18 protein-coding genes are annotated in these 20,870 nt (G+C 69.5%); 7 read left to right on the forward strand and 11 right to left on the reverse strand.

Features of this window, described 5'->3' with window-relative positions:
* Positions 1-4: 4 nt before the first annotated feature.
* The 3 genes from purH to ACQHIV_RS23810 all read right to left on the reverse strand — a co-directional run bounded on the left by purH (position 5) and on the right by ACQHIV_RS23810 (position 3,565).
* Complete coding sequence (gene purH / locus ACQHIV_RS23800) at positions 5-1,564, reverse strand: bifunctional phosphoribosylaminoimidazolecarboxamide formyltransferase/IMP cyclohydrolase (RefSeq protein WP_427885222.1); 1,560 nt, start codon at positions 1,562-1,564, stop codon at positions 5-7.
* Positions 1,561-2,190, reverse strand: coding sequence for a phosphoribosylglycinamide formyltransferase (gene purN, locus ACQHIV_RS23805; protein WP_427885224.1), 630 nt, complete (start codon positions 2,188-2,190; stop codon positions 1,561-1,563). Before purN ends, purH begins: the two co-directional genes overlap by 4 nt.
* Positions 2,191-2,314: 124 nt before the next feature.
* Positions 2,315-3,565: a DUF6350 family protein gene (locus ACQHIV_RS23810; protein ID WP_427885226.1), complete on the reverse strand. Its 1,251-nt coding sequence runs from the start codon at positions 3,563-3,565 to the stop codon at positions 2,315-2,317.
* A gap of 174 nt (positions 3,566-3,739) precedes the next feature.
* Here ACQHIV_RS23810 and ACQHIV_RS23815 point away from each other — a divergent pair, with 174 nt between their 5' ends.
* The gene (locus ACQHIV_RS23815; protein ID WP_427885228.1) at positions 3,740-5,074 is read left to right on the forward strand and encodes a hypothetical protein; all 1,335 of its coding nucleotides are present in this window, start codon (positions 3,740-3,742) and stop codon (positions 5,072-5,074) included.
* 45 nt (positions 5,075-5,119) lie between these two features.
* On the opposite strand, the gene sucD is transcribed toward ACQHIV_RS23815, so the two are convergent.
* Together sucD and sucC are read right to left on the reverse strand one after the other, a co-directional pair.
* Positions 5,120-6,010: a succinate--CoA ligase subunit alpha gene (sucD, locus tag ACQHIV_RS23820; protein WP_380200112.1), complete on the reverse strand. Its 891-nt coding sequence runs from the start codon at positions 6,008-6,010 to the stop codon at positions 5,120-5,122.
* A 14-nt stretch (positions 6,011-6,024) separates the two neighbouring features.
* Complete coding sequence (gene sucC, locus ACQHIV_RS23825; RefSeq protein ID WP_427885230.1) at positions 6,025-7,197, reverse strand: ADP-forming succinate--CoA ligase subunit beta; 1,173 nt, start codon at positions 7,195-7,197, stop codon at positions 6,025-6,027.
* 127 nt (positions 7,198-7,324) lie between these two features.
* Here sucC and ACQHIV_RS23830 point away from each other — a divergent pair, with 127 nt between their 5' ends.
* Positions 7,325-8,962 (forward strand): glycoside hydrolase family 13 protein, encoded by a 1,638-nt coding sequence (locus tag ACQHIV_RS23830; protein WP_427885232.1) that lies wholly within the window; start codon positions 7,325-7,327, stop codon positions 8,960-8,962.
* Positions 8,963-9,129: 167 nt separating this feature from the next.
* Here the strand turns inward: ACQHIV_RS23830 and ACQHIV_RS23835 are convergent, their stop codons facing one another.
* The 4 genes from ACQHIV_RS23835 to ACQHIV_RS23850 all read right to left on the reverse strand — a co-directional run bounded on the left by ACQHIV_RS23835 (position 9,130) and on the right by ACQHIV_RS23850 (position 13,171).
* Positions 9,130-9,984 carry a carbohydrate ABC transporter permease gene (locus tag ACQHIV_RS23835; RefSeq protein ID WP_427885233.1) on the reverse strand — a complete coding sequence of 285 codons (855 nt, stop codon included), beginning with the start codon at positions 9,982-9,984 and terminating at the stop codon, positions 9,130-9,132.
* Positions 9,984-11,039, reverse strand: a complete 1,056-nt coding sequence (locus ACQHIV_RS23840; protein ID WP_427885234.1) for a carbohydrate ABC transporter permease — start codon at positions 11,037-11,039, stop codon at positions 9,984-9,986. The genes ACQHIV_RS23835 and ACQHIV_RS23840 overlap by 1 nt, the downstream gene beginning before the upstream one ends.
* 96 nt (positions 11,040-11,135) lie before the next feature.
* A complete protein-coding gene (locus tag ACQHIV_RS23845; protein ID WP_427885236.1) occupies positions 11,136-12,458 on the reverse strand; it encodes an ABC transporter substrate-binding protein in 1,323 nt (440 codons plus the stop codon).
* Between the two features lie 296 nt (positions 12,459-12,754).
* Positions 12,755-13,171, reverse strand: a complete 417-nt coding sequence (locus ACQHIV_RS23850; protein WP_427885238.1) for a cobalamin B12-binding domain-containing protein — start codon at positions 13,169-13,171, stop codon at positions 12,755-12,757.
* A 134-nt stretch (positions 13,172-13,305) separates the two neighbouring features.
* Between ACQHIV_RS23850 and ACQHIV_RS23855 the strand changes: the two genes are divergently transcribed.
* The 5 genes from ACQHIV_RS23855 (at position 13,306) to ACQHIV_RS23875 (ending at position 17,839) form a co-directional block, all read left to right on the forward strand.
* Positions 13,306-14,163, forward strand: coding sequence for an esterase/lipase family protein (locus ACQHIV_RS23855; RefSeq protein ID WP_427885240.1), 858 nt, complete (start codon positions 13,306-13,308; stop codon positions 14,161-14,163).
* 189 nt (positions 14,164-14,352) lie between these two features.
* Complete coding sequence (locus ACQHIV_RS23860) at positions 14,353-15,258, forward strand: M23 family metallopeptidase (protein ID WP_427885242.1); 906 nt, start codon at positions 14,353-14,355, stop codon at positions 15,256-15,258.
* A gap of 42 nt (positions 15,259-15,300) precedes the next feature.
* Entirely contained in the window at positions 15,301-15,819 is a 519-nt protein-coding gene (locus ACQHIV_RS23865; protein ID WP_427885243.1) for a DUF6886 family protein, read from the forward strand.
* Positions 15,783-17,276, forward strand: a complete 1,494-nt coding sequence (locus tag ACQHIV_RS23870) for a lanthionine synthetase LanC family protein (RefSeq protein ID WP_427885245.1) — start codon at positions 15,783-15,785, stop codon at positions 17,274-17,276. Before ACQHIV_RS23865 ends, ACQHIV_RS23870 begins: the two co-directional genes overlap by 37 nt.
* Entirely contained in the window at positions 17,273-17,839 is a 567-nt protein-coding gene (locus tag ACQHIV_RS23875) for a DUF6461 domain-containing protein (protein ID WP_427885247.1), read from the forward strand. Before ACQHIV_RS23870 ends, ACQHIV_RS23875 begins: the two co-directional genes overlap by 4 nt.
* On the opposite strand, the gene ACQHIV_RS23880 is transcribed toward ACQHIV_RS23875, so the two are convergent.
* On the reverse strand, positions 17,836-18,396 hold the full coding sequence (locus tag ACQHIV_RS23880) for a hypothetical protein (protein ID WP_427885249.1): 561 nt from the start codon (positions 18,394-18,396) through the stop codon (positions 17,836-17,838). The genes ACQHIV_RS23875 and ACQHIV_RS23880 overlap by 4 nt on opposite strands.
* Positions 18,397-18,469: 73 nt before the next feature.
* Entirely contained in the window at positions 18,470-20,785 is a 2,316-nt protein-coding gene (gene pcrA, locus ACQHIV_RS23885) for a DNA helicase PcrA (RefSeq protein WP_427885250.1), read from the reverse strand.
* Between the last annotated feature and the right edge of the window lie 85 nt (positions 20,786-20,870).

The raw sequence follows: 20,870 nt of genomic DNA on the forward strand, positions 1-20,870 counted from the left end.
GCGGTCAGTGGAAGAAGTGGCGGGTGCCGGTGAAGTACATGGTGATGCCGGCCTTGGTGGCGGCTTCGATGGCGGCTTCGTCGCGGATGGAGCCGCCGGGTTGGACGACTGCCTTGACGCCGCCTTCGATGAGGACCTCGAGGCCGTCGGGGAAGGGGAAGAAGGCGTCGGAGGCGGCGACTGAACCGGTGGCGCGGTCGCCCGCGCGGGACACGGCCAGGCGGCAGGAGTCGACGCGGTTGACCTGGCCCATGCCGACGCCGACCGAGGCGCCGTCGGCGGCGAGGAGGATCGCGTTGGACTTGACGGCGCGGCAGGCCTTCCAGGCGAAGGCCAGGTCGGCCAGGACCTCGGCAGAGGCGGGGGCCCCGGCCGCCAGGGTCCACGAGGATGGGTCGTCGCCGGGGGCCTGGAAGCGGTCGCGGTGCTGGAGCAGGAGGCCGCCGCTGATCGCGCGCATTTCGACCCGCTCGTCGGCGGAGACCTCGGGGGCGACCAGCAGGCGGATATTCTTCTTCGCCTGCAGGATCTCGGCGGCGCCGTCCTCGAAGGCGGGCGCGACGAGGACCTCGGTGAAGATCTCCGCGACCTGCTTCGCGAGGTCCACGGTGACCGGGCGGTTCGTCGCGATCACACCGCCGTACGCCGAGACCGGGTCGCACTCGTGCGCGCGGCGGTGTGCCTCGGCGATGTCCTTGCCGACCGCGATGCCGCACGGGTTCGCGTGCTTGATGATCGCGACCGCGGGCTCGCTGAAGTCGTAGGCGGTACGCCGGGCCGCGTCGGCGTCGACGTAGTTGTTGTACGACATCTCCTTGCCGTGCAGCTGCTCCGCCGCCGCGAGACCGCCGCGGCCGTTCAGGTACAGGGCGGCCGGCTGGTGCGGGTTCTCGCCGTACCGCAGGACCGCGGACTTGTCCCAGGACGAGCCGACCCAGGCCGGGAAGCCCGAGCCCTCGCCGGAGTCGGTGAGGACGTTGCCCATCCAGGACGCGACCGCGATGTCGTACTCGGCCGTGTGCACGAACGCCGCCGCGGCCAGCTGCTTGCGCTCCTCGAGCGAGAAGCCGCCCTCGCCGAGCGCCGCCAGCAGCGACGGGTACTGCGCGGCCGACGTCACGACCGCGACGCTCGCGTGGTTCTTCGCCGCGCCGCGGACCATCGACGGGCCGCCGATGTCGATCTGCTCGATGCACTCGTCGACCGACGCGCCGGACGCGACCGTCTCGGTGAACGGGTACAGGTTGCTGATCAGCAGGTCGAACGGCTCGACCCGCATCTCCTGCAGCTGCGCGACGTGGTCCGGCTTGCGCAGATCCGCGAGCAGACCGGCGTGCACGAGCGGGTGCAGGGTCTTGACCCGGCCGTCCAGGCACTCCGGGAACCCGGTCAGCTCCTCGACCTTGGTCACCGGTACGCCGGCCGCGGCGATCCGGGCCGCGGTGGAACCGGTCGACACCAGTTGGACACCGGCGGCGTGCAGCGCCGAAGCGAGCTCCTCCAGACCGGTCTTGTCGTAGACGCTGATCAGCGCGCGGCGGATCGGCCTGCGGTCGGTGCTCACTTCAGTCGAACCTTTCGTCCGGTGATGGTCCAGCCGTCGCGGACCAGCCGGCCGACCCACTCCACCAGCTGGCGGCGTTCGACCTCCTTGATCCGCTCGGTCAGGGTTTCTTCGGTGTCGTCGTCCGCGACCGGGACCACGACCTGCGCGATGATCGGCCCGGTGTCGACGCCGCCGTCCACGAAGAACAGCGTCGCCCCGGCGACCTTCACGCCGTACTCCAGCGCGTCCCGGGGACCGTGGATCCCGGGGAAGGCGGGCAGGAGCGCGTTGTGGGTGTTGATGTAGCGGTCGCCGAACGCGCCCAGGAAGTCGTCGCCGACAAGCTTCAGGAAGCCGGCCGACACGACCAGGTCGGGCTTGTGCTCCGCGACCGACGCGGTCAGCGCACGGTCCCAGTCGGCGCGCTCGGCGTACGACTTCACCTTGTGCACGAACGTCGGCACGCCGGCGGCCGCGGCCCGGTCCAGGCCGGCGATGCCGTCCCGGTCGGCGCCGACGGCGACCACCTGGGCGCCGTACGCCGGGTCCGCGCAGGCGTCCAGCAAGGCCTGCAGGTTCGACCCCGACCCGGAGACGAGCACGACAAGGCGTGCGGAACCGGAGTCAGGTGCAGCAGAAGTCACGGCCGGAAGCCTATCGCCCGGCGTCCACCCACCCGTCATCCGGTCACCGCTCGCCGGGCGGCGCGAGGTGTCAGGCGCGGCCGATGCACCGCTGTCGGGAGCCCTCGGAGGCGTGAAGTGCTGGTCAGGCGGGTGGGTCGGGGTCGGGTGACCGGCGGGCGGCGCGGACCGCGGCGGTGACGGCGGCCCCGATGGCCATGCCGGCGGTCAGGACTCCGGCGGCCGGGAGTGCGCCGGGGACGCCGACCACGGACATCCGGCCCGGTCCGGCCGAGCCGCCCGACATCGCCAGCAGCGCGAACAGTACGACGCCCGCGATCACCGCGGCCATCCCGCCGCGCAGCGCGAACGCGTCCCAGCCGAGCGCGTCCGAGTCCGGCTCCGCGAGGCCCCGCCGTACGACGACCAACCCCGCGACCACCCCGGCGAGCAGCGGTACGAGCGCGGTCAGCGCCAGCAGGTACGTCGGCGTCGACCCGTCCGCGGGCACCGCGGCCAGCAGCGGTAGCGCCGGCAGGCTGCCGACGTTCACGCCGGTCGGCGCGATCGACGTACCGGTCCCGAGCTGGAAACCGGGTCCGGCGAGGAACGCGACGACGTACAGCACCATGTTCGGCATCAGCATCAGGCAGATCGCGAACAGCACGACCGAGCCGATCGCCCCGGCGTTCAGGAGCTCGAGCATCCCGGTGACCCGGGAGAAGTGGATCGCGAGGAGTACGCCGTACAGCACCGCGGCGAGGCCGACGATCGTGAGCACCGCCGCCATCGCGGCCGGTACGGCGTCCCGCAGACCCGCCGGGGTGGCGTCGGCGAGGTCGTGGCCGGCACCCGACTCGACGATGATGCCCGCGAGACCGGCGACCAGGGCCAGGGAGAACGCGCCGAGGAACCCGGACAGCGGCGACACCTTCAGCGAGCCCTGTTCCGTGAGCAACGCCACGACCAGACCGCCGAGGCCGTAGACGGCCGCGAACCCGAGCGCGAGACCGATCAGTTCCTTGGTCCGGTCGGCGCCGCTGGTGCGGGTCGCGGACTTGCCGCCGCGGTACAGGCACCAGGCGAAGAACAGCGTGAGACCGAGCGGCGCGACGCTGATCCGGCCGGTGCCGATCGTGCTGTTGCCAATGGTGACGGCTGCCTTGTGCGCGACCAGCCAGGCGGCGGCACCGGCCCGGACCGCGCCGGACGCACCGCCGAAGGTGGCGCCCAGCCAGCCGATCACCGCGACCGCGGCACAGGTCAGCAGGCCGGTGAGCAGGCAGGCTCCGGCGGAGATCACGGCCGCTACCGGCAGCGGTTTGGTCTGAGCGGTGATCTCCGACGTGGGCGTCTCGCCGTCCCGCGCGCCCGGGCGGCTCAGCATGTCGGTCATCTGGCCCTTATCGTCTCCCCGGCCGCGGACCTGACTCGTCCTGACACGCCGGATGTGGGAGACTTCAGCCCGCTTGCTCACCCTCGGTTCGGCGTGTTCGCCTGGTGGTAGTTGGGTGGGGACGGTATGGGTCCACCGGGTACTGTCAGGTGGAATCAGTCAGGAGGTCGAGCTTTGGCCGGTTCCCACCGTGGACAACGCGGCGGCACCCGCGCCGCTGCCCGGGAGGCGCGGCGCCTGCAGGCGCGCAAGCGGAACCAGACGATCGCGGCAGGCGTGGCGGTCGTGGTCCTGGTCGGCGGCGGCGGCGTCGCGGCGCTGAACGCGTTCGGCGGCGACAAGTCGCCCGGGCCGAAGGCCGGCAGCAGCCCGACCGACGACAAGTCCAGCCAGTCCAACGTGCTGTCGGACGACAAGGTGCTGATGGACGCGACCGCGGCGAAGATGCTCGGCGCGACGGGCGCCTGGAAGGTCACCGGGACGGCCGGCGGGGACTCGGCGCCGGACACCTCGTTCGCCTGCCAGCTGCAGCGGTTCGCCGACCCGTCCGGGGTCCGGACCTGGGTCCGCACGCTGCAGAACCCGACCACCAAGGACACCGCGGTGCAGTACATCGACGTGTCCAACGACAAGGCCACGGCCGCGAAGACGTACAACACGGTCGTCCACTGGCTCAGCCAGTGCACCACTCCGCAGACCCGGCTGTCGGCCGGTTACGTCACCTCCGGCGTCGGCCAGACCGGGGTGATCGCGGTCTTCGGGCAGGTCCCGGGCGCCAAGACGACGAAGTACCGGACCGTCTCGGTGACGCTGGCCGGGCAGGCGACGATGGTCGTCGAGCACGACACGCTCGCGGCGACCCCGCCGACGCCGGACGTCGTACTGGCCACCACCAACGCCGCGGCGAAGAAGATCTGCAACGAGACCGGCGGCTGTGCCACCGGCGCCCCGGTCGCGAAACCGGCCCTGCTGCCGAACACCGACAACCCGGGCTTCATGGCCCCGGTCGACCTGCCGCTGCTCGCCGAGGTGGACAAGCCGTGGGTGAGCACCGCCGCCCAGGCCGGCGACGGCACCGGCTGCGAGAAGCTCAGCCTGAAGAAGGCGAAGCCGGTCAAGTCCGGGACCTTCACGTACGTCGCACCGGAGGCGAAGGTGCCGACCGAGTTCGGGATGGACGACACCGTGGTGAAGTTCGCCACCGCTGCGGCCGCATCGGACTTCGTCGCGAAGATCCGGAAGAACGTCGACGCCTGCGAGAAGAACGTCTCGAACGCGAAGGTCCAGTCCACCGGGACGCTGAAGACCAGCACGATCACGGGCAAGAGCTGGACCGCGACGTACGACAGCGGCGACGGCAAGAAGTACCACTACCGGATCGGGATCGCCGGGTCCGGGGACCGCGCGGTGTACCTGCTGTTCCCGGTGCTGAAGGACCTGGACCTGACCGACGCCGCGTTCAACGAGACACTGGCCCGCGCGGTCGACCGCTCCGCCGCCTACAAATAGGAACGGGACCCACCCCGGCAGGGGCAGGTCCCGTGTCCGCAGGTGCTACTTGTTCAGGCCCTGCATGATCTCGCGCATCAGGTTGGCGGTCTCGGACGGCGTCTTGCCGACCTTCACGCCGACGGCCTCGAGGGCCTCCTGCTTCGCGGCCGCGGTCCCGGACGAGCCGGAGACGATCGCGCCGGCGTGACCCATGGTCTTGCCCTCCGGCGCGGTGAAGCCCGCGACGTACCCGACGACCGGCTTGGTCACGTTCTCCTTGATGAACGCGGCCGCCCGCTCCTCGGCGTCGCCGCCGATCTCACCGATCATCACGATCGCGTCGGTGTCCGGGTCGTCCTGGAACGCCTGCAGCGCGTCGATGTGCGTGGTCCCGATGATCGGATCCCCACCGATCCCGATCGCCGTCGAGAACCCGAACTCCTGGAGCTCGTACATCATCTGGTACGTCAGCGTGCCGGACTTGCTGACCAGACCGATCCGGCCTTGGCCGGCGATGCTGGCCGGGATGATGCCGGCGTTCGACTCGCCCGGGGTGATGATGCCGGGGCAGTTCGGGCCGATGATCCGGGTCTTGCCGGACGCCTGCGCGGCGGCGAAGAACGCCGCGGTGTCGTGCACCGGCACGCCCTCGGTGATCACCACGACCAGCGGCACCTCGGCCTCAACGGCCTCCAGTACGGCGTCCTTGGTGAACTTCGGCGGGACGAAGATGACCGACACGTTCGCACCGGTCTCCTTGACCGCGTCCGCGACGGTGCCGAACACCGCGACCGACTTGCCGTCGAAGTCCTGGGTCTGGCCGGCCTTGCGCGGGTTCACGCCGCCGACGATGTTGGTGCCCGAGGCGAGCATCCGGGTGGTGTGCTTGGTGCCCTCGGAGCCGGTCATGCCCTGGACGATGACCTTGCTGTCCTTGGTCAGGAAGATAGACATTGTTCGGCGATCCCTTACTTCGCAGCCAGCTCGGCGGCGCGCTTGGCGGCGCCGTCCATCGTGTCGACCCGCTCCAGACCGGCGAGACCCGCCTCGTCGAGGATCCGGCGGCCCTCCTCGGCGTTGTTCCCGTCCAGCCGGACGACCAGCGGCTTGGTGACGTGCTCGCCGCGCGAGGCCAGCAGCTCGAACGCCTGCACGATGCCGTTCGCGACCGCGTCGCAGGCGGTGATGCCGCCGAAGACGTTCACGAACACGCTCTTCACCTGCTGGTCGGAGATGATGATCTCCAGGCCGTTCGCCATCACCTCGGCGGAGGCTCCGCCTCCGATGTCGAGGAAGTTCGCGGGCTTCTGGCCGCCGAACTCCTCACCGGCGTACGCCACGACGTCCAGGGTCGACATGACCAGGCCCGCGCCGTTGCCGATGATGCCGACCGAGCCGTCGAGCTTCACGTAGTTCAGGCCCTTGGCCTTGGCCGCCGCCTCCAGCGGGTCGGCCGCGGTGACGTCCTCGAACTCGGCGTGCTCCGGGTGCCGGAAGTCCGCGTTCTCGTCCAGCGTGACCTTGCCGTCCAGCGCCTCGACGTTGCCGTCCTCGAGCTTGACCAGCGGGTTCACCTCGACCAGCGACGCGTCCTCGGCGATGAACACCTCGTACAGCTTGACGATCTCCGGTACGACGGCGTCGATCACGTCGGCCGGGTACTTCGCCGTGGTGGCGATCTCCCGCGCCTTGGCCTCGTCCACACCGGTGGCCGGGTCGATCGAGATCTTCGCGACCGCGTCCGGGTTGGTGTGCGCGACCTCCTCGATCTCCATGCCGCCGGCGGCGGAGGCGATGCACAGGTAGTTGCGGTTGGCCCGGTCGACCAGGAACGAGAAGTAGTACTCCTCGGCGATCGCCGCGGCCGGGACGATGTTCAGGATCTTGACGACGTGACCCTTGATGTCCAGCCCGAGGATCTCGCGGGCCTTCTCCTCCGCCTCGTCCGGGCTGCTCGCCAGCTTGACGCCGCCTGCCTTGCCGCGGCCGCCGGTCTTGACCTGGGCCTTCACGACCACCCGGCCGCCGATCTTCTCGGCTGCCGCGCGCGCTTCCTCCGGAGTCGTGACGACCTCACCCACGGTCGTCCGCACCCCGTGCTTGGCGAAGACCGTCTTCGCCTGGAATTCCATCAGATCCACGAGTGTGGTCCCTCTCTCGCCTGTACGGATTCCTGACACTAGCCACCCTTGTGCCGAGAGCAACAGCCGGGGTACTGGCTGAGACGACTGTCACAGGCTCTCGCCGCGCCGTGCGAGGCTTGTTCGCATGACCGATCCAGACAGCAGACCACTTGACGACTGGTGGCGTAGCGCCGTCGTTTACCAGGTGTACCCCCGTTCGTTCGCGGACGCGGACGGTGACGGCACCGGCGACGTGAACGGCATCCGCGCCCGGCTGCCGTACCTGGCCGACCTCGGTGTCGACGCGCTCTGGATCAGCCCCTGGTACCCGTCCCCGCTGCTCGACGGCGGGTACGACGTGGCTGACTACCGCGACATCAACCCGGAGTTCGGCACGCTCGCCGACGCCGACGCGCTGATCGCCGAGGCGCACGCGCTCGGGCTGCGGATCCTGATCGACCTGGTGCCGAACCACTGCTCCTGGGAGCACCCGTGGTTCAAGGCGGCGCTGGCCGCCGGAAAGGGCTCGCCGGAGCGCGACCTGTTCTGGTTCCGCGACTCCGCCGACGGCAGGCCGCCGACGAACTGGCCGGCCGCGTTCGGCGGGCCGGCCTGGCAGCAGATCGAGGACGGGCAGTGGTACCTGCACCTGTTCGACATCTCCCAGCCGGACTGGAACTGGGACCACCCGAAGGTGATCGAGGAGTTCGACGCGATCCTGCGGTTCTGGTTCGACCGCGGCATCGACGGGTTCCGGATCGACGTCGCGGACTCGATGGCCAAGGACCCGGCGCTGCCCGACGTACCGCTGGACAACGGCGAGCCGACGCGGGAGAAGTACGTCGGGAACCCGTTCTACGACCAGCCCGGCGTGCACACGATCCACCAGCGCTGGCGGGCGATCGCCGACGAGTACCTCGACACGCCGCAGGGTCCGCGGGTGTTCGTGGCCGAGGCGTGGCTGTCCCCGGCCGAGCGGCTCGCGCAGTACGTCCGGTCGCACGAACTGCACTCGGCGTTCAACTTCGACGCGCTGCGGGCGAAGTGGGACGCGAAGGAACTGCGCGAGGTCATCGACCACACCACCGAGAACCTGTGGGCGGTCGGGGCGCCGGCGACGTGGGTGCTGAGCAACCACGACACGATCCGGCACCGCACCCGGTACGGGCGCGCGCTGAAGGACGCGCTGGAGGGTGCGGGCGTCGTACCCACGGATCTCGCGCTAGGTCTGCGCCGGGCCCGGGCCGCGGCGCTGCTGGAGCTGGCGCTGCCTGGTGGCGCGTACATCTACCAGGGTGACGAGCTCGGTCTGCCCGAGGTCGAGGACCTGCCGGAGGACAAGCTCGACGACCCCACGTGGGAGCGCTCCGGGCACACGGTCCGCGGTCGCGACGGCTGCCGGGTACCGATCCCGTGGTCCGGCGCGGAACCGCCGTACGGCTTCGGTCCGGGCAGCCGTCAGCCCTGGCTGCCGCAGCCGGCCGACTGGGCACCGCTGACCGCCGAGGCGCAGGCGGGCGACCCCGACAGCCATCTGAACCTCTACAAGGCGGCGCTCCGCATCCGCCACGCCCACCCGGCCCTCGGCGAAGGCCGCCTGGCCTGGGACACCGACGCCCCCGAAGGCGTCCTCTCATTCACCCGCGCCCCCGGCTTCCGCTGCGTGGTCAACCTGACCAACGCCCCGATCGCACTGCCACCACACCAGAAGGCGCTACTCAGCAGCGAGCCACTGACGAACGACGAGATCCCCGCCGACACCACGGTCTGGTTGCAGGTCTGACCAACGGAAACGGCCGGAGCCTGGTGGCTCCGGCCGTTCTTGTTAACGGTTGCGGTCCCGCCGGTCGCGGTCCTCTCGGTCGCGGCGGTCGCGGTCTTCGCGGTCTCTTCGGTCGCGGTCGTCGCGGTCGCGGCGGTCGCGGTCCTCGCGGTCCCAGCGGTCGCGGCTCACTTGACGCCGCCCGCGGTCAGGCCGGCGACGATCCGGCGCTGGAACAGCAGGACCGCGATCACCAGCGGGATCGTGACCACCACACCGGCGGCCATCTGGCTGCCGAACGGCTGGTCCCGGCCGGTGGTGCCGGTGAACTGCGAGATGATCACGTTCGCGGTCTGGATCGACTTCTTGTTGGTCATGCTCAGCGCGATCAGGAACTCGTTCCAGGCCGCGATGAACGTGATGATCGCGGTCGTGAACACGCCCGGTGCCGCGAGCGGGATGATCACCTTGCGGAACGCCTGGGCCGGCGTACAGCCGTCCACCATCGCCGCCTGCTCGAGTTCCTGCGGCATCTGCCGGAAGAACGCGGTCAGGTTCCACACCGCCAGCGGCAGCGCGAACGACAGGCTGGGCACGATCATCGCCTGATACGTGTTGATCCACTTGATGTCGACGAACAGCTTCAGCAGCGGCACGACCAGCGAGATACCGGGGAACATCGACGTGGTGATGATGATCGCCAGCACGATGTTCTTGCCCTTGAAGTCCAGCCGGGCCAGCGTGTACGCCGCGACCATGCCGATGATCAGCGTCAGGATCGTCACCGACCCGGCCACGATCAGGCTGTTCAGCAGACCCCGGCCGAAGCCGTTGTCCCCGCTGAACACGTCCTTGAAGTTCTGGAACGAGAACGGCGCCGGAATGATCTTGTTCGAGAACTGGTCCGACGGCCGGCGGAACGCCGACACCAGCATCCAGTAGAACGGCGCGAGGCAGTAGATGACGATCACCGCGACGCCGATCAGCGGCGCGAACCGGCGCAGTGGGCCGGCCTCGGCGGGCTGAGGAGCTACGGCAGCCATTACATTCCACCTCCCATGCTGACGGCACCGACCGAGGTGCCCGGCGCGGCCTTGACCGCGTTCTTCCGGCGCCAGCCCTTGCCACCGCCGCCACCACCGGGCTTCTTCGCCCGGGCTTCGCCGATCACGTCGGCGCCGAGGATCTTCACGAACATGTACGCGACCACCGCGACGTACAGGAAGAGCACGGTGGCGTACGCCGCCGCCGGCCCGTACCGCACGTTGAACGCTTCGTCGTACGCCAGCATCGAGAGCGTCTCGACCGAGTCCTTGTGCGGCCCGACCAGCACGAACGGCAGGTCGAAGATCCGCAGCGTGTCGAGGATCCGGAACAGGACCGCGACCAGCAGCGCCGGCTTCACCAGCGGCAGCGTGATCCTGGTGAACGTCTTCCACGCGTTCGCACCGTCGACCTTGGCGGCTTCGTAGACCTCGGCCGGGATGGTCTGCAGCCCGGCCAGGACCAGGAGGCCGATGAACGGCGCGGTCTTCCAGGTGTCGGCGATCACGATCGAGAACTTGGCCTGCCAGCCGTCGGTCGACCACAGCACCTGGGTGCCGATGATCGCGTTGAAGATCCCGTCGGCCTGGAAGATCCACTTCCACAGCAGCGCCGAGATGATGGTCGGGATCGCCCACGGGACCAGGATGCTGGCCCGGACGATGCCGCGGCCCTTGAAGGCCTTGTGCATGATCAGCGCCATCGCGACGCCGAGGATCGTCTCGAGCACGACGCAGACCACGGTGAAGAACGTCGTGTTGTAGAACGCGTTCCAGAACCGGTGCCCGGTGTCGCCGCGGAAGATGTCCGCGTAGTTCTTCAGCCCGACCCACTGCGAGCCCTGGACCACGAACCCGTTCGCGTCCAGGTGCTGGCCGCTCTGGAACAGCGACTCGCGCAGCGCCGAGATGATCGGGAACAGCACCACCAGCGCGAGGACGATCAGCGTCGGGGAGAGCAGGATCGCGGCCAGCCGGCCGGTGCCCTCGTCGAAGCGCTGCTGGCGCTTCGGTTTCTTGACCGGTCGTTCCGCGACCGGCGCACTTACTGTCACCTGAGACTCCTTTGCTCCCCGGGTGACACCCGGGCAGGGACGAACCGGGGCCGGTGCGTGGTCACGACTGCTCCACCCACCGGCCCCGCACGACGATCAGTTCGTGATCAGCGACTGCAGCTTGGTCTGCAGATCGGCCAGCGCCTTGTCCGGCGTCGTGGTGCCGCTCAGAGCGTCGTACGCCGCGGCCTGGATCGCCGCCGTGACGTCGCCGTACTTGACCACCTTCGGTCGCGGCTGCGCACCGAGGATGGAGGCCTTCAGCGGAGTCAGGTACGGGAACTGCTTCTGCAGCGTCGGGTCGTCGTACAGCGACGCCCAGGTCGGGGCCTGCGAGGTCGCCTCGAGGTTCGCCTTCTGGCGGGCCTCACTGGCCATGAAGTTGATGAAGTCGACCGCGGTCGCCTTGTTCTTGGCGAACGCGCTGATCGCGTAGTCGTGACCACCGAGCGAGGAGACACCCGGGCCGGACTTGCCCGGCAGCGGCGCGACCGCGAACTTGCCGGCGACCTTCGACGAGCCGTCGGTCTTGTTGGCCAGCGAGTACACGTACGGCCAGTTGCGCAGGAAGAGCAGCTTGCCGTCCTGGAAGGCGCGGCGGCTCTCCTCCTCCTTGTAGGTGATGGCTTCCTTCGGGATGGCGCCCGTCTTGAACCCGTTCACCAGTTCCTCGAGGCCGGCCTTGGCCTCCGGGGTGTTGACGTTCGGCTTGCCGTCCTTGCCGACGATCACGCCGCCCGCCGAGTTGACCGCCTCGGAGAAGTTGACCGTCAGGCCCTCGTACTTCTCGAACTGGCCGGCGTAGCAGCTCATGCCCTTGGCCTCGGGCAGCGCGGCCACCTTCTGGCAGTCCGCGAGCAGCTCGGTCCAGGTGCTCGGGGCCGCGGTGACACCCGCCTTGGTGAGCAGGTCCTTGCGGTAGTACAGCAGGCCGCCGTCGGAGGTGATCGGCACGCCGTACAGCTTGTCGCGGTACTTCGCGGTCTCCACCGTCGCCGGGATCAGCTTGCCGAGGTCAGGAATCTTGTCCTCGGGGATCTGCGTGACCCACTGGTTGGCCGCGAACTCCGACGTCCAGACGACGTCCATGTTGAGCACGGTGTACGCGCCCGCCTTGGTCTGGGCGTCCTGAACCATCTGCTGCCGCTGCGCGTCCGCGCTCTCCGGCAGCTCCTTCACCTCGACCTTCTCGTTCGGGTGCGCCGCGTTCCAGGCCTCGACCTGCTTCGGCAGGAAGCCGGACGTGTCCTTGCCGGTGGCAAACGTGATCGGGCCCCGGCCTTCGAGTGCCCCGGTCGAACTGCCCCCGCTGCTGCTGCTTCCGTTGCCGCCACTACCACACGCGGCAGCAAGCAGCGCCAGGCTGCCTGCGACGGCGACGAAGGCCGCCCCGCGTGCGTGTGATCGTTCAAACCTCATCGTTTACCTGCCCTCTCCCGATTCGGGACGTCGCTTGGTCCTGCGGTGATGGTTCACAGTTCCCCACCACGCTGCGATCCACCCTGTCCGGACAGTAACCGAGAACCGGCCGATGTGTTCTGAGCCACACACAGCACTCTCTACGGTCTCTGAAACGCACAGCCGCATGGCTGTATGCGACCGCGTTTGGGAAGCCCGCACAACCGGGCATTTCCTAACGATTCGGTATTACCGATTAGTAACCTTGCAGAAACGGGCATGACTGTTCAGAAGTGTTCAGAACGGTCACACACCACCTAAGCGGTGGCCGAGGCGTCTCCCACGTTGGAACGGACCCACTCGACGATCTCGGTGGTCGTCGCGCCCGGGGTGAAGATCTTGTGTACGCCGAGCTCGGCCAGCGGCTGCAGGTCGGCGTCCGGGATGATGCCGCCGCCGAACACCACGATGTCCTCGGCCTCCCGCTCCGCGAGCAGCTCACGGACCCGCTTGAACAGGGTCATGTGGGCGCCGGACAGCACCGACAGGCCGATCGCGTCCGCGTCCTCGGCGATCGCGGTCTCGACGATCTGCTCCGGGGTCTGGTGCAGCCCGGTGTAGATGACCTCCATGCCGGCGTCCCGCAGCGCGCGGGCGACGACCTTGGCACCGCGGTCGTGACCGTCCAGACCGGGCTTGGCGACGACGACGCGCAACGGGCTCGAAGCAGACATGTGGGCAGGCTAACCCGCTGCGTTACTCACAGATAAGACACGGACGCGTGTGTTCGCCCACACGCTCGACGGGAACCGGTTACCGTTGAAAGTGATCGGACCACCGGGGGGTCTGGTTTGGTGAGGAGTCGCCCATGAGCAACTGGCAGGACGACGTCCGCGGCGCGCTGGACGGACTCGCGTACGGCGCCCGCTCCGCGCTCTCGCCGAGCGTGCTGCACGGCGCGGCGGTCGAGCTCGGCTGGCTGACCACCCATCTCGCGATGTACCCGCTAGGCCTGGTCGGACGGGCGCCACTGATGCCCGCCCGGCTGAACCTGGCCGGTCTCGGCCCGGCCCAGCGCGGCCTGCTGGTCAGCGACGTACAGGCCGCCGGTACGCCGATCCTGCTCGCGCACGGGATCATCGACAACCACACGATCTTCGCGCTGATGCGCCGGCACCTGGTCCGGCACGGGTTCGGCAGCATCCACACGTTCTCGTACTCGCCACTGACCCTCGACGTACGCCGTACCGCCGAGCGGATGGGGCGGGAGATCGAGGCGATCTGCGAGGCCTCCGGGTCCGACCAGATCCACGTCATCGGGCACAGCCTCGGCGGGCTGATCGCGCGGTACTACGTGCAGCGGCTCGGTGGCGACGCCCGGGTGCACACCTGCGTCACGCTCGGCACGCCGCACCAGGGCACGATGGCGGCGAAGCTGCTGCCGTGGCCGCTGGTCAAGCAGATCCGGCCGGACAGCGACCTGCTGGCCGAGCTCGACGAGCCGGCGCCGGACTGCCGGACCAGGTTCCTCGCGTTCTACAGCGACGTCGACCAGTTGATCGTGCCGCAGCGCCGGGCCCGGATCCGGCACCCCGACCTGCTGGCGACCAACGTCCGGGTGCACGGGGTCGGCCACCTGTCGTTGCCGTTCCACGGGGACGTCGTCCATCGCATCACCGGCGTGTTGGCACATCTCGATCTCGCTACAGAACTGCCTGACCGGTAAGCCTTCTCAGCGCTCCGGGCGGATGCACGTGCAGCCGCGCATGCAAAAGTTTCGTGAAGGAGCCGCGGAAAAGTGGGTGGCGGGGTTTGTCACCCCGTGACCCTTCCGTTATGGTCTGTGAGTCCTCCCGGGGAATAACCCTCCGAGAGGGCGGACAGTTCCCCTCCCCTGTGACCGAAAGGCCACGTTGTGTCCCAGCACCGTGCCGCGGGAGACCGCGTCACGCCCGGCAACGCTGCGCGCAAGAACGGCGCAGGACGTCATAGTGCCAAGCATCGCGTCGCCAGGCGTAACACCCCGAGCAGTACCCAGATCGTCGGACTGACCGCCGCGCTCGCCGCGGCCGCCGGAGCTGTCGGCTTCAGCCACAGCTCACTGGCGTCACCGACCCAGGCGAACTCCGCGGTCAACCTCGCGGCCCTCAGCCTGGACGGTGGGCAGCAGCTGTCCGGCATCACCACGGCACGCATCCAGGCGCGCCAGCTCGCCACCCGTGACTCCTCCCGGGTCCAGCTGGCCGACACGACGACCACCAAGAAGCAGTCCGCGGCCACCCAGCTGGCCAAGGCCCGCGCCGCGAAGCTGAACGCCAGCAAGGCGCTCACCGCCAAGCGGGCGAACGCACTGGCCCTCGCGAAGGCGAAGGCCGACGCGGCCGAGAAGAAGGCCCGCGAGTCCGCGACCCGCTGTCAGATCATGCTGACCGGCTACCACATCACCGCGACGTTCGGGCAGGGCGGCAACCGCTGGGCTCACAACCACACCGGCCTCGACTTCGCCGCCCCGATCGGTACCCGGATCGGCGCCGTGATGAAGGGCGTGGTGATCTTCGCCGACTGGGCCGGCCCGTACGGCCGCCAGGTCCAGATCCGGCACGAGGACGGCACCACGACCTGGTACAACCACATGTCGAAGTTCAGCGTGTCGGTCGGCGAGACCGTGTACGCCGGTGACCAGGTCGGCGCGGTCGGGATGACCGGCAACACCACCGGCCCGCACCTGCACTTCGAGGTGCACCCGGGCGGCGGCGCCGCGGTCGACCCCGACCCGTGGCTGCGCAACCACTGCGGCCTCAACCCGTACACCGCCATGTGACGAATCCCCCGGGCGCGCGCCTCGGGGACTAGGCTGCGGCGCATGCGTCCGGCCGCTGGTGAGGTACTGCATTTCTCCGAGGATCCGAGCATCGAGATCTTCCGCCCGCACGTCGCGAACACGGCGCGCCAGGGCACCGCGTACGTCTGGGCCGTCGGCCACGAGCGTGCGCCCGACTACTGGTTCCCGCGGGAGTGCCCGCGGGCGATGGCCTGGGTGGGGCCGGACACCACTCCCGAGGACCGCGACCGGATCATCGGCGCCGGCTCCGGTACCCGCGTGCACGCCGTCGAGTACGGCTGGCTGGACGCGATGCGGACCGTCGAGCTGTACGCCTACCGGCTGCCCGCGGGGGCGTTCGTCGCGCACGACGCCGCCGTGGTCGCGACCACCGACGTACGGCCGTTGGGGCCGCCGGAGCGGGTCGGGGACCTGTTCGAGCTGCACGAGGAGGCGGGGATCCAGCTGCGGGTGCTGCCGCGGCTGCACGACTTCTGGGCGGCGGCGACCACCAGCACGCTCGAATGGAGCGGCATCCGGCTGCGGAACGCGAAGCCGTGAGGTACGGCGAGCTCGCGGAGGCGTCGTGGGCGTGGGTGCTCGACCAGGTACGGCGGGACGACGACGGCCCGTGGATCCCGGAGTACGCCGGTGACGAGCACCCGGAGGACCGGGACAGCATGCACAACGGCATCGGCGGACTGGCGCACGTACTGGCCGAGCTCCGGCTGACCCGCCCCTGGACGTCCGCCGAGGAGGACCTGGCGACGGCGATCGGCAACCGGATCCGTACGACGATCCCGTCCACGACCACGACCACGTTCTTCGACGGCCTGGTCAGCTCGATCGGCGTACTCACCGCCCTCGACCAGCCGGGCACCGCCGCAGCCCTCACCCGCCTGCACAACCTGCAAACCACCAACGGCTGGCCCGAAAGCTTCCTCGCCGAGCCCCGCTACACCCCCGGCGCCGTAGCCAACGACATCACCCTCGGCACCGGCGCCATCCTGCTTGGCGCCCTCTGGGCACTCCGCCAAGACACAAACGAAACCGACCCAGCGAGCCGCACGCCGGCCCCACCCCACTCACCCACCCCACCCGATCCGACCACCCGATCCGGTCCTAGCACCCCGTCCCCCGCGCCGGCGGGGGCCGGCGCTCCACCGGCGAGCTTCTCCCGCCGTGCGACCGAGCTGCCCGACGGCGCCCCCACCGCGCTCCGCTCCGCGGCAGTCGAGCTTGCTGGGCGGGCGATCCAGCTGTTGCTTGGGGAGCGGGAGGAGTTGGCTACCGGGGTGAACTGGCAGTTTGTTTCTCGGCGGTTTCGGAGGGACGAGCCGACCGAGATGCCGAACTTCTCGCACGGGCTGGCTGGGATCGCTGCCGTGCTCGCCGTGGCCGGGGTGGAGTTCGGGCGGCCGGAACTGGTCGACGTGGCGCGGCGTGGGGTGGAGCATCTGCTGACGATCGGGATCACCGACGACCGCGGGTTCCGGGTGCCGCGGGTGATTCCGTGGGCGGAGCGGCACGGGGACGAGTTCACCTACAACTGGTGCCACGGCGGCGCCGGTACCGCGGCCGCGTTCGCCGCGCTCGAGTACGCCGGCGTACCGTCGATCGCCGGAGAATCCCCCACCACCTGGCGCCGCCGCTGCCTCGACGGCGTGCGATTCTCCGGGATCCCCGAGCGGCTCCATCCCGGGTTCTGGGACAACGACGGCCGCTGCTGCGGTACGGCGGGAGTCGGCGACGCGTTCCTCGACGCCTGGCACCGCGACGGCGACGACCGGGACCTGGAGTTCGCCGTACGGATGGGTGACACCCTCGTCGCCCACGCCTACCCCGACGGCTACTGGCGGTTCGTCGAGCACCGCAACGACGAACCGCTGCTCCGGCCCGGCGTCGGCTGGATGCAAGGCGCCGCCGGCATCGCCGCCTACCTGTTCCGCCTCCAACGAGCCACTACCGGCGACCACCGCGCTGTCGCCCGCATGGAGAACTGGTGGACCCTCCAATGACCAACTACGACTGGGCCAACTCGATCGACGCCTGGACGATCGCCGTCAGCTCGCACCCGGACGCCCTTCTCGAGGCGTACGGCGCCGAGGAATCCCTCGGCCCCCTCACCTTCTTCGAGGCAGGCGCACTCCAAGGCGAGGCATACCCGGGTCTCACATTCCACGTCCAACTACGCCAAGTCGGTGACTACACGGTCGCACTGGAGAGCAACGGCTGGACCGGCTCCGTCCCACAGGTCGCCCGGCGGTGCTCGGCCGGCGGGCACTTCTTCAGCGTGTACTGGAACGTGAACACCCACGGCTGGCTGACCGAGGCCAAGGACGGCCGGATCACGGCACTCTTCGAGGCGCTGTACCCGTATCACCCCTACGAGGTGCAGTCCGACACACGGCCCGAGTGGGCGATCGGACCCCAGCGTGAGCTGGGTTCGGCGTACGCGCTGTGTCTGGCTCACCTCGAGGCGCAGACCGGGGTCGTGGTCGAGCAGGCGTGGCTGGGTGAGTCGATGCCGACGTACCGGATCGGTGATCCGGCGGTGCTCTACCCGGACCCCTGGGTCTAGCGCTGCCAGACCTCGGCGGTGGTGAGGAAGGCGGAGGAGCCCGGTCGGTCGGGGGAGCCGTCTACCTGGACGAAGCCGGGGACTGAGGCGCCGCCGATGGAGACGGTTGCGGAGCGGACGGGGGCGATGACGAGGCTGAGGCTGTGGTTGCCCTCGGCGAGCTGGAAGTTGTCGGTCGCGAACAGCCGCCGGTCCAGTACGCCGCCCATCTCGATCTGGATGTCCGCGGCCTTCGCGCTCAGCCCGTCCGCGAGGTTCATCGAGACCTGGACCAGATCCCGCTCGACGGCCGGCTCGTGCCACGGCAGCCCCTGGACCTCGAGGAACGAGCGGACGAAGTACCGCTCCAGCCAGGACGCCAGGTCGACGTCCTCGGACACCACCCGGACGATCCCGTCGAACCAGAGCACCACCGCCGTACCCGCACCGCGGATCGACCAGTCGACCATCCAGATCGAGGCGTACGCCGTGACCTTGCCGTGCTCGTCGAACAGCCGGAGGCCAGGATTGGCTCCCGCCAGGATGATCCGGCGGTTGGCGGCCGACGACTTGGGCATAGGGGCGCGCTTCCGGGAGGGGCCGAAGATCCTTGATTGTCTCAATCTCCGGGTCAGATGCAACGCTTATCAGTTAAATCTTTTCCACCGGTGCGTAGCGGAGCAGCAGACGTTTCACGCCTTCGGAGCCGAAATCGATGTCGGCCTGCGCCTGCTGGCCCTCGCCGCGGACCACCACGACGGTGCCCATCCCGAAGCTGTCGTGCACCACCCGGTCGCCCGGGTTCAGGCTGATCACCGGCTTGTCGGACGCCGTTTTGCGGGCCGGTTCGTACCGGCTCGGGATCCCGCTGCCGCGGACCGTGCCGGTGCCGGACCAGCGGGTGATCGCGGAGTCGTCGCGCCGCCAGTCGAGCAGTTCCGCCGGGATCTCCTCCAGGAACCGGGACGGCGGGTTGTGTTGCGGAGCGCCGTACGCCGACCGGACCGCGGCCCGGGAGATCGCCAGCCGCTGCCGCGCCCGGGTGATCCCGACATACGCGAGCCGGCGTTCCTCCTCGAGCTCCTTCAGGTCGGTGAGCGACCGGGAGTGCGGGAAGACGCCGTCCTCCATGCCGGTCAGGAACACGACCGGAAACTCCAGGCCCTTGGCGGTGTGCAGCGTCATCAGCGTGACCACGCCGTCGGTGGCCGCGTCCGGGATCTGGTCGGCGTCCGCGACCAGCGCGACCCGCTCCAGGAACGCCTGCAGGTCGGCCGGCTCGCCCGCCGCGGTCCGCTCCTCGACGAACTCGCGCGCCACCGAGATGAACTCGTCCAGGTTCTCCAGCCTGGTCTCGTCCTGCGGATCCGGCGACTTCTGCAGCGCCTCGTGGTACCCGGAGCGGTGCAGCGCGACGTCCAGGATGTCGTCCGGCGGCGCGCCCGAGTCCACCATCGCGGTCAGCTCGTCGAGGATGTCGACGAAGGCCTGGACGGCGTTCACCGAGCGGGACGCCATCGCCGGTGCGTCCTGGGCGCGGCGCATCGCCTGCGCGAACGAGATCCGGTCCCGCTGCGCGAGCGCCTCGATCGCGGCCTCGGCCCGGTCGCCGATCCCGCGCTTCGGCTCGTTCATGATCCGGCGCAGCGAGACGGTGTCCTCCGGGTTCACCAGCACGCGCAGGTACGCGAGCGCGTCGCGGACCTCCTTGCGCTCGTAGAACCGGACACCGCCGACCACCTTGTACGGATGGCCGGTGCGGATGAACACTTCCTCGAACACCCGGGACTGCGCGTTGGTCCGGTAGAACACCGCGACGTCGGACGGCTTCACCCCGTCGGCGTCGGCGAGCCGGTCGATCTCGTCGGCGACGAACTGCGCCTCGTCGTGCTCGTTGTCCGCGACGTACACCGCGATCTGCTCGCCGGCGCCCTGGTCGGACCAGAGGTTCTTCGCCATCCGGCCCTCGTTGCGCGCGATCACCGCGTTCGCCGCCGACAGGATGGTCTGGGTGGACCGGTAGTTCTGCTCGAGCAGGATCGTCTCGGCGCCGGCGAAGTCCTCCTCGAACGCGAGGATGTTCCGGATCGTCGCCCCGCGGAACGCGTAGATCGACTGGTCCGAGTCACCGACCACCATCAGCTCGGCCGGCGGCGCGGTCGGGCCGTTGTAGTCGGCGGGATCCTCACCACAGAGCTCACGGATCAGCGTGTACTGCGCGTGGTTGGTGTCCTGGTACTCGTCGACGAGCACGTGGCGGAAGCGGCGCCGGTAGTACTCGCGGACCTCGGGGAACGCCTGCAGCAGGTTGACCGTGGTCATCAGCAGGTCGTCGAAGTCCAGCGCGTTCGCCTGCGCGAGCCGCTCCTGGTAGATCCGGTAGCACTCGGCGTACGTCTCCTCGAGATGGTTCTCCGCCTTCGCGGCGGCCGTCTCGTGGTCGATCAGCTCGTTCTTCTGGGTGGAGATCCAGTTCAGCACGGCGCGCGGGTTGTACCGCTTGACGTCCAGGTCGAGCTCGCGGCAGACCAGCGTCATCAGCCGCCGGGAATCCGTGTCGTCGTAGATCGAGAACGTCGAGTTGATCCCGAACCGTTTGATGTCGCGGCGCAGGATCCGCACACAGGACGAGTGGAACGTCGAGACCCACATGATCTTCGCCCGCGGCCCGACCAGGTCGACGACCCGCTCCCGCATCTCCGCGGCGGCCTTGTTGGTGAACGTGATCGCGAGGATCGACCCCGGGTGCGCGTCCCGGGCCGCCAGCAGGTAGGCGATCCGCCGGGTCAGCACCCGGGTCTTCCCCGACCCCGCGCCGGCGACCACCAGCAACGGCTTCCCGGCATGCACCACCGCCGCGCGCTGCTGCGGATTCAGTCCCTCGAGCAGCGCGTCCGGGTCGGGACGGGACGTCTTGGACTCCTCCAGCGGCACCGGAAGCTCATCAGGCGAGAACAGCGTAGTCATCACCCAACACCTTAGGCGCTCCCCCCGACACTTTCCGAAAACCGGTTCGAACCGCGCGTCCGCGGCCGGCTTTGCTGTGGGCAGA

The sequence above is a fragment of the Kribbella polygonati genome (assembly GCF_050320105.1).
GTDB lineage: Bacteria > Actinomycetota > Actinomycetes > Propionibacteriales > Kribbellaceae > Kribbella.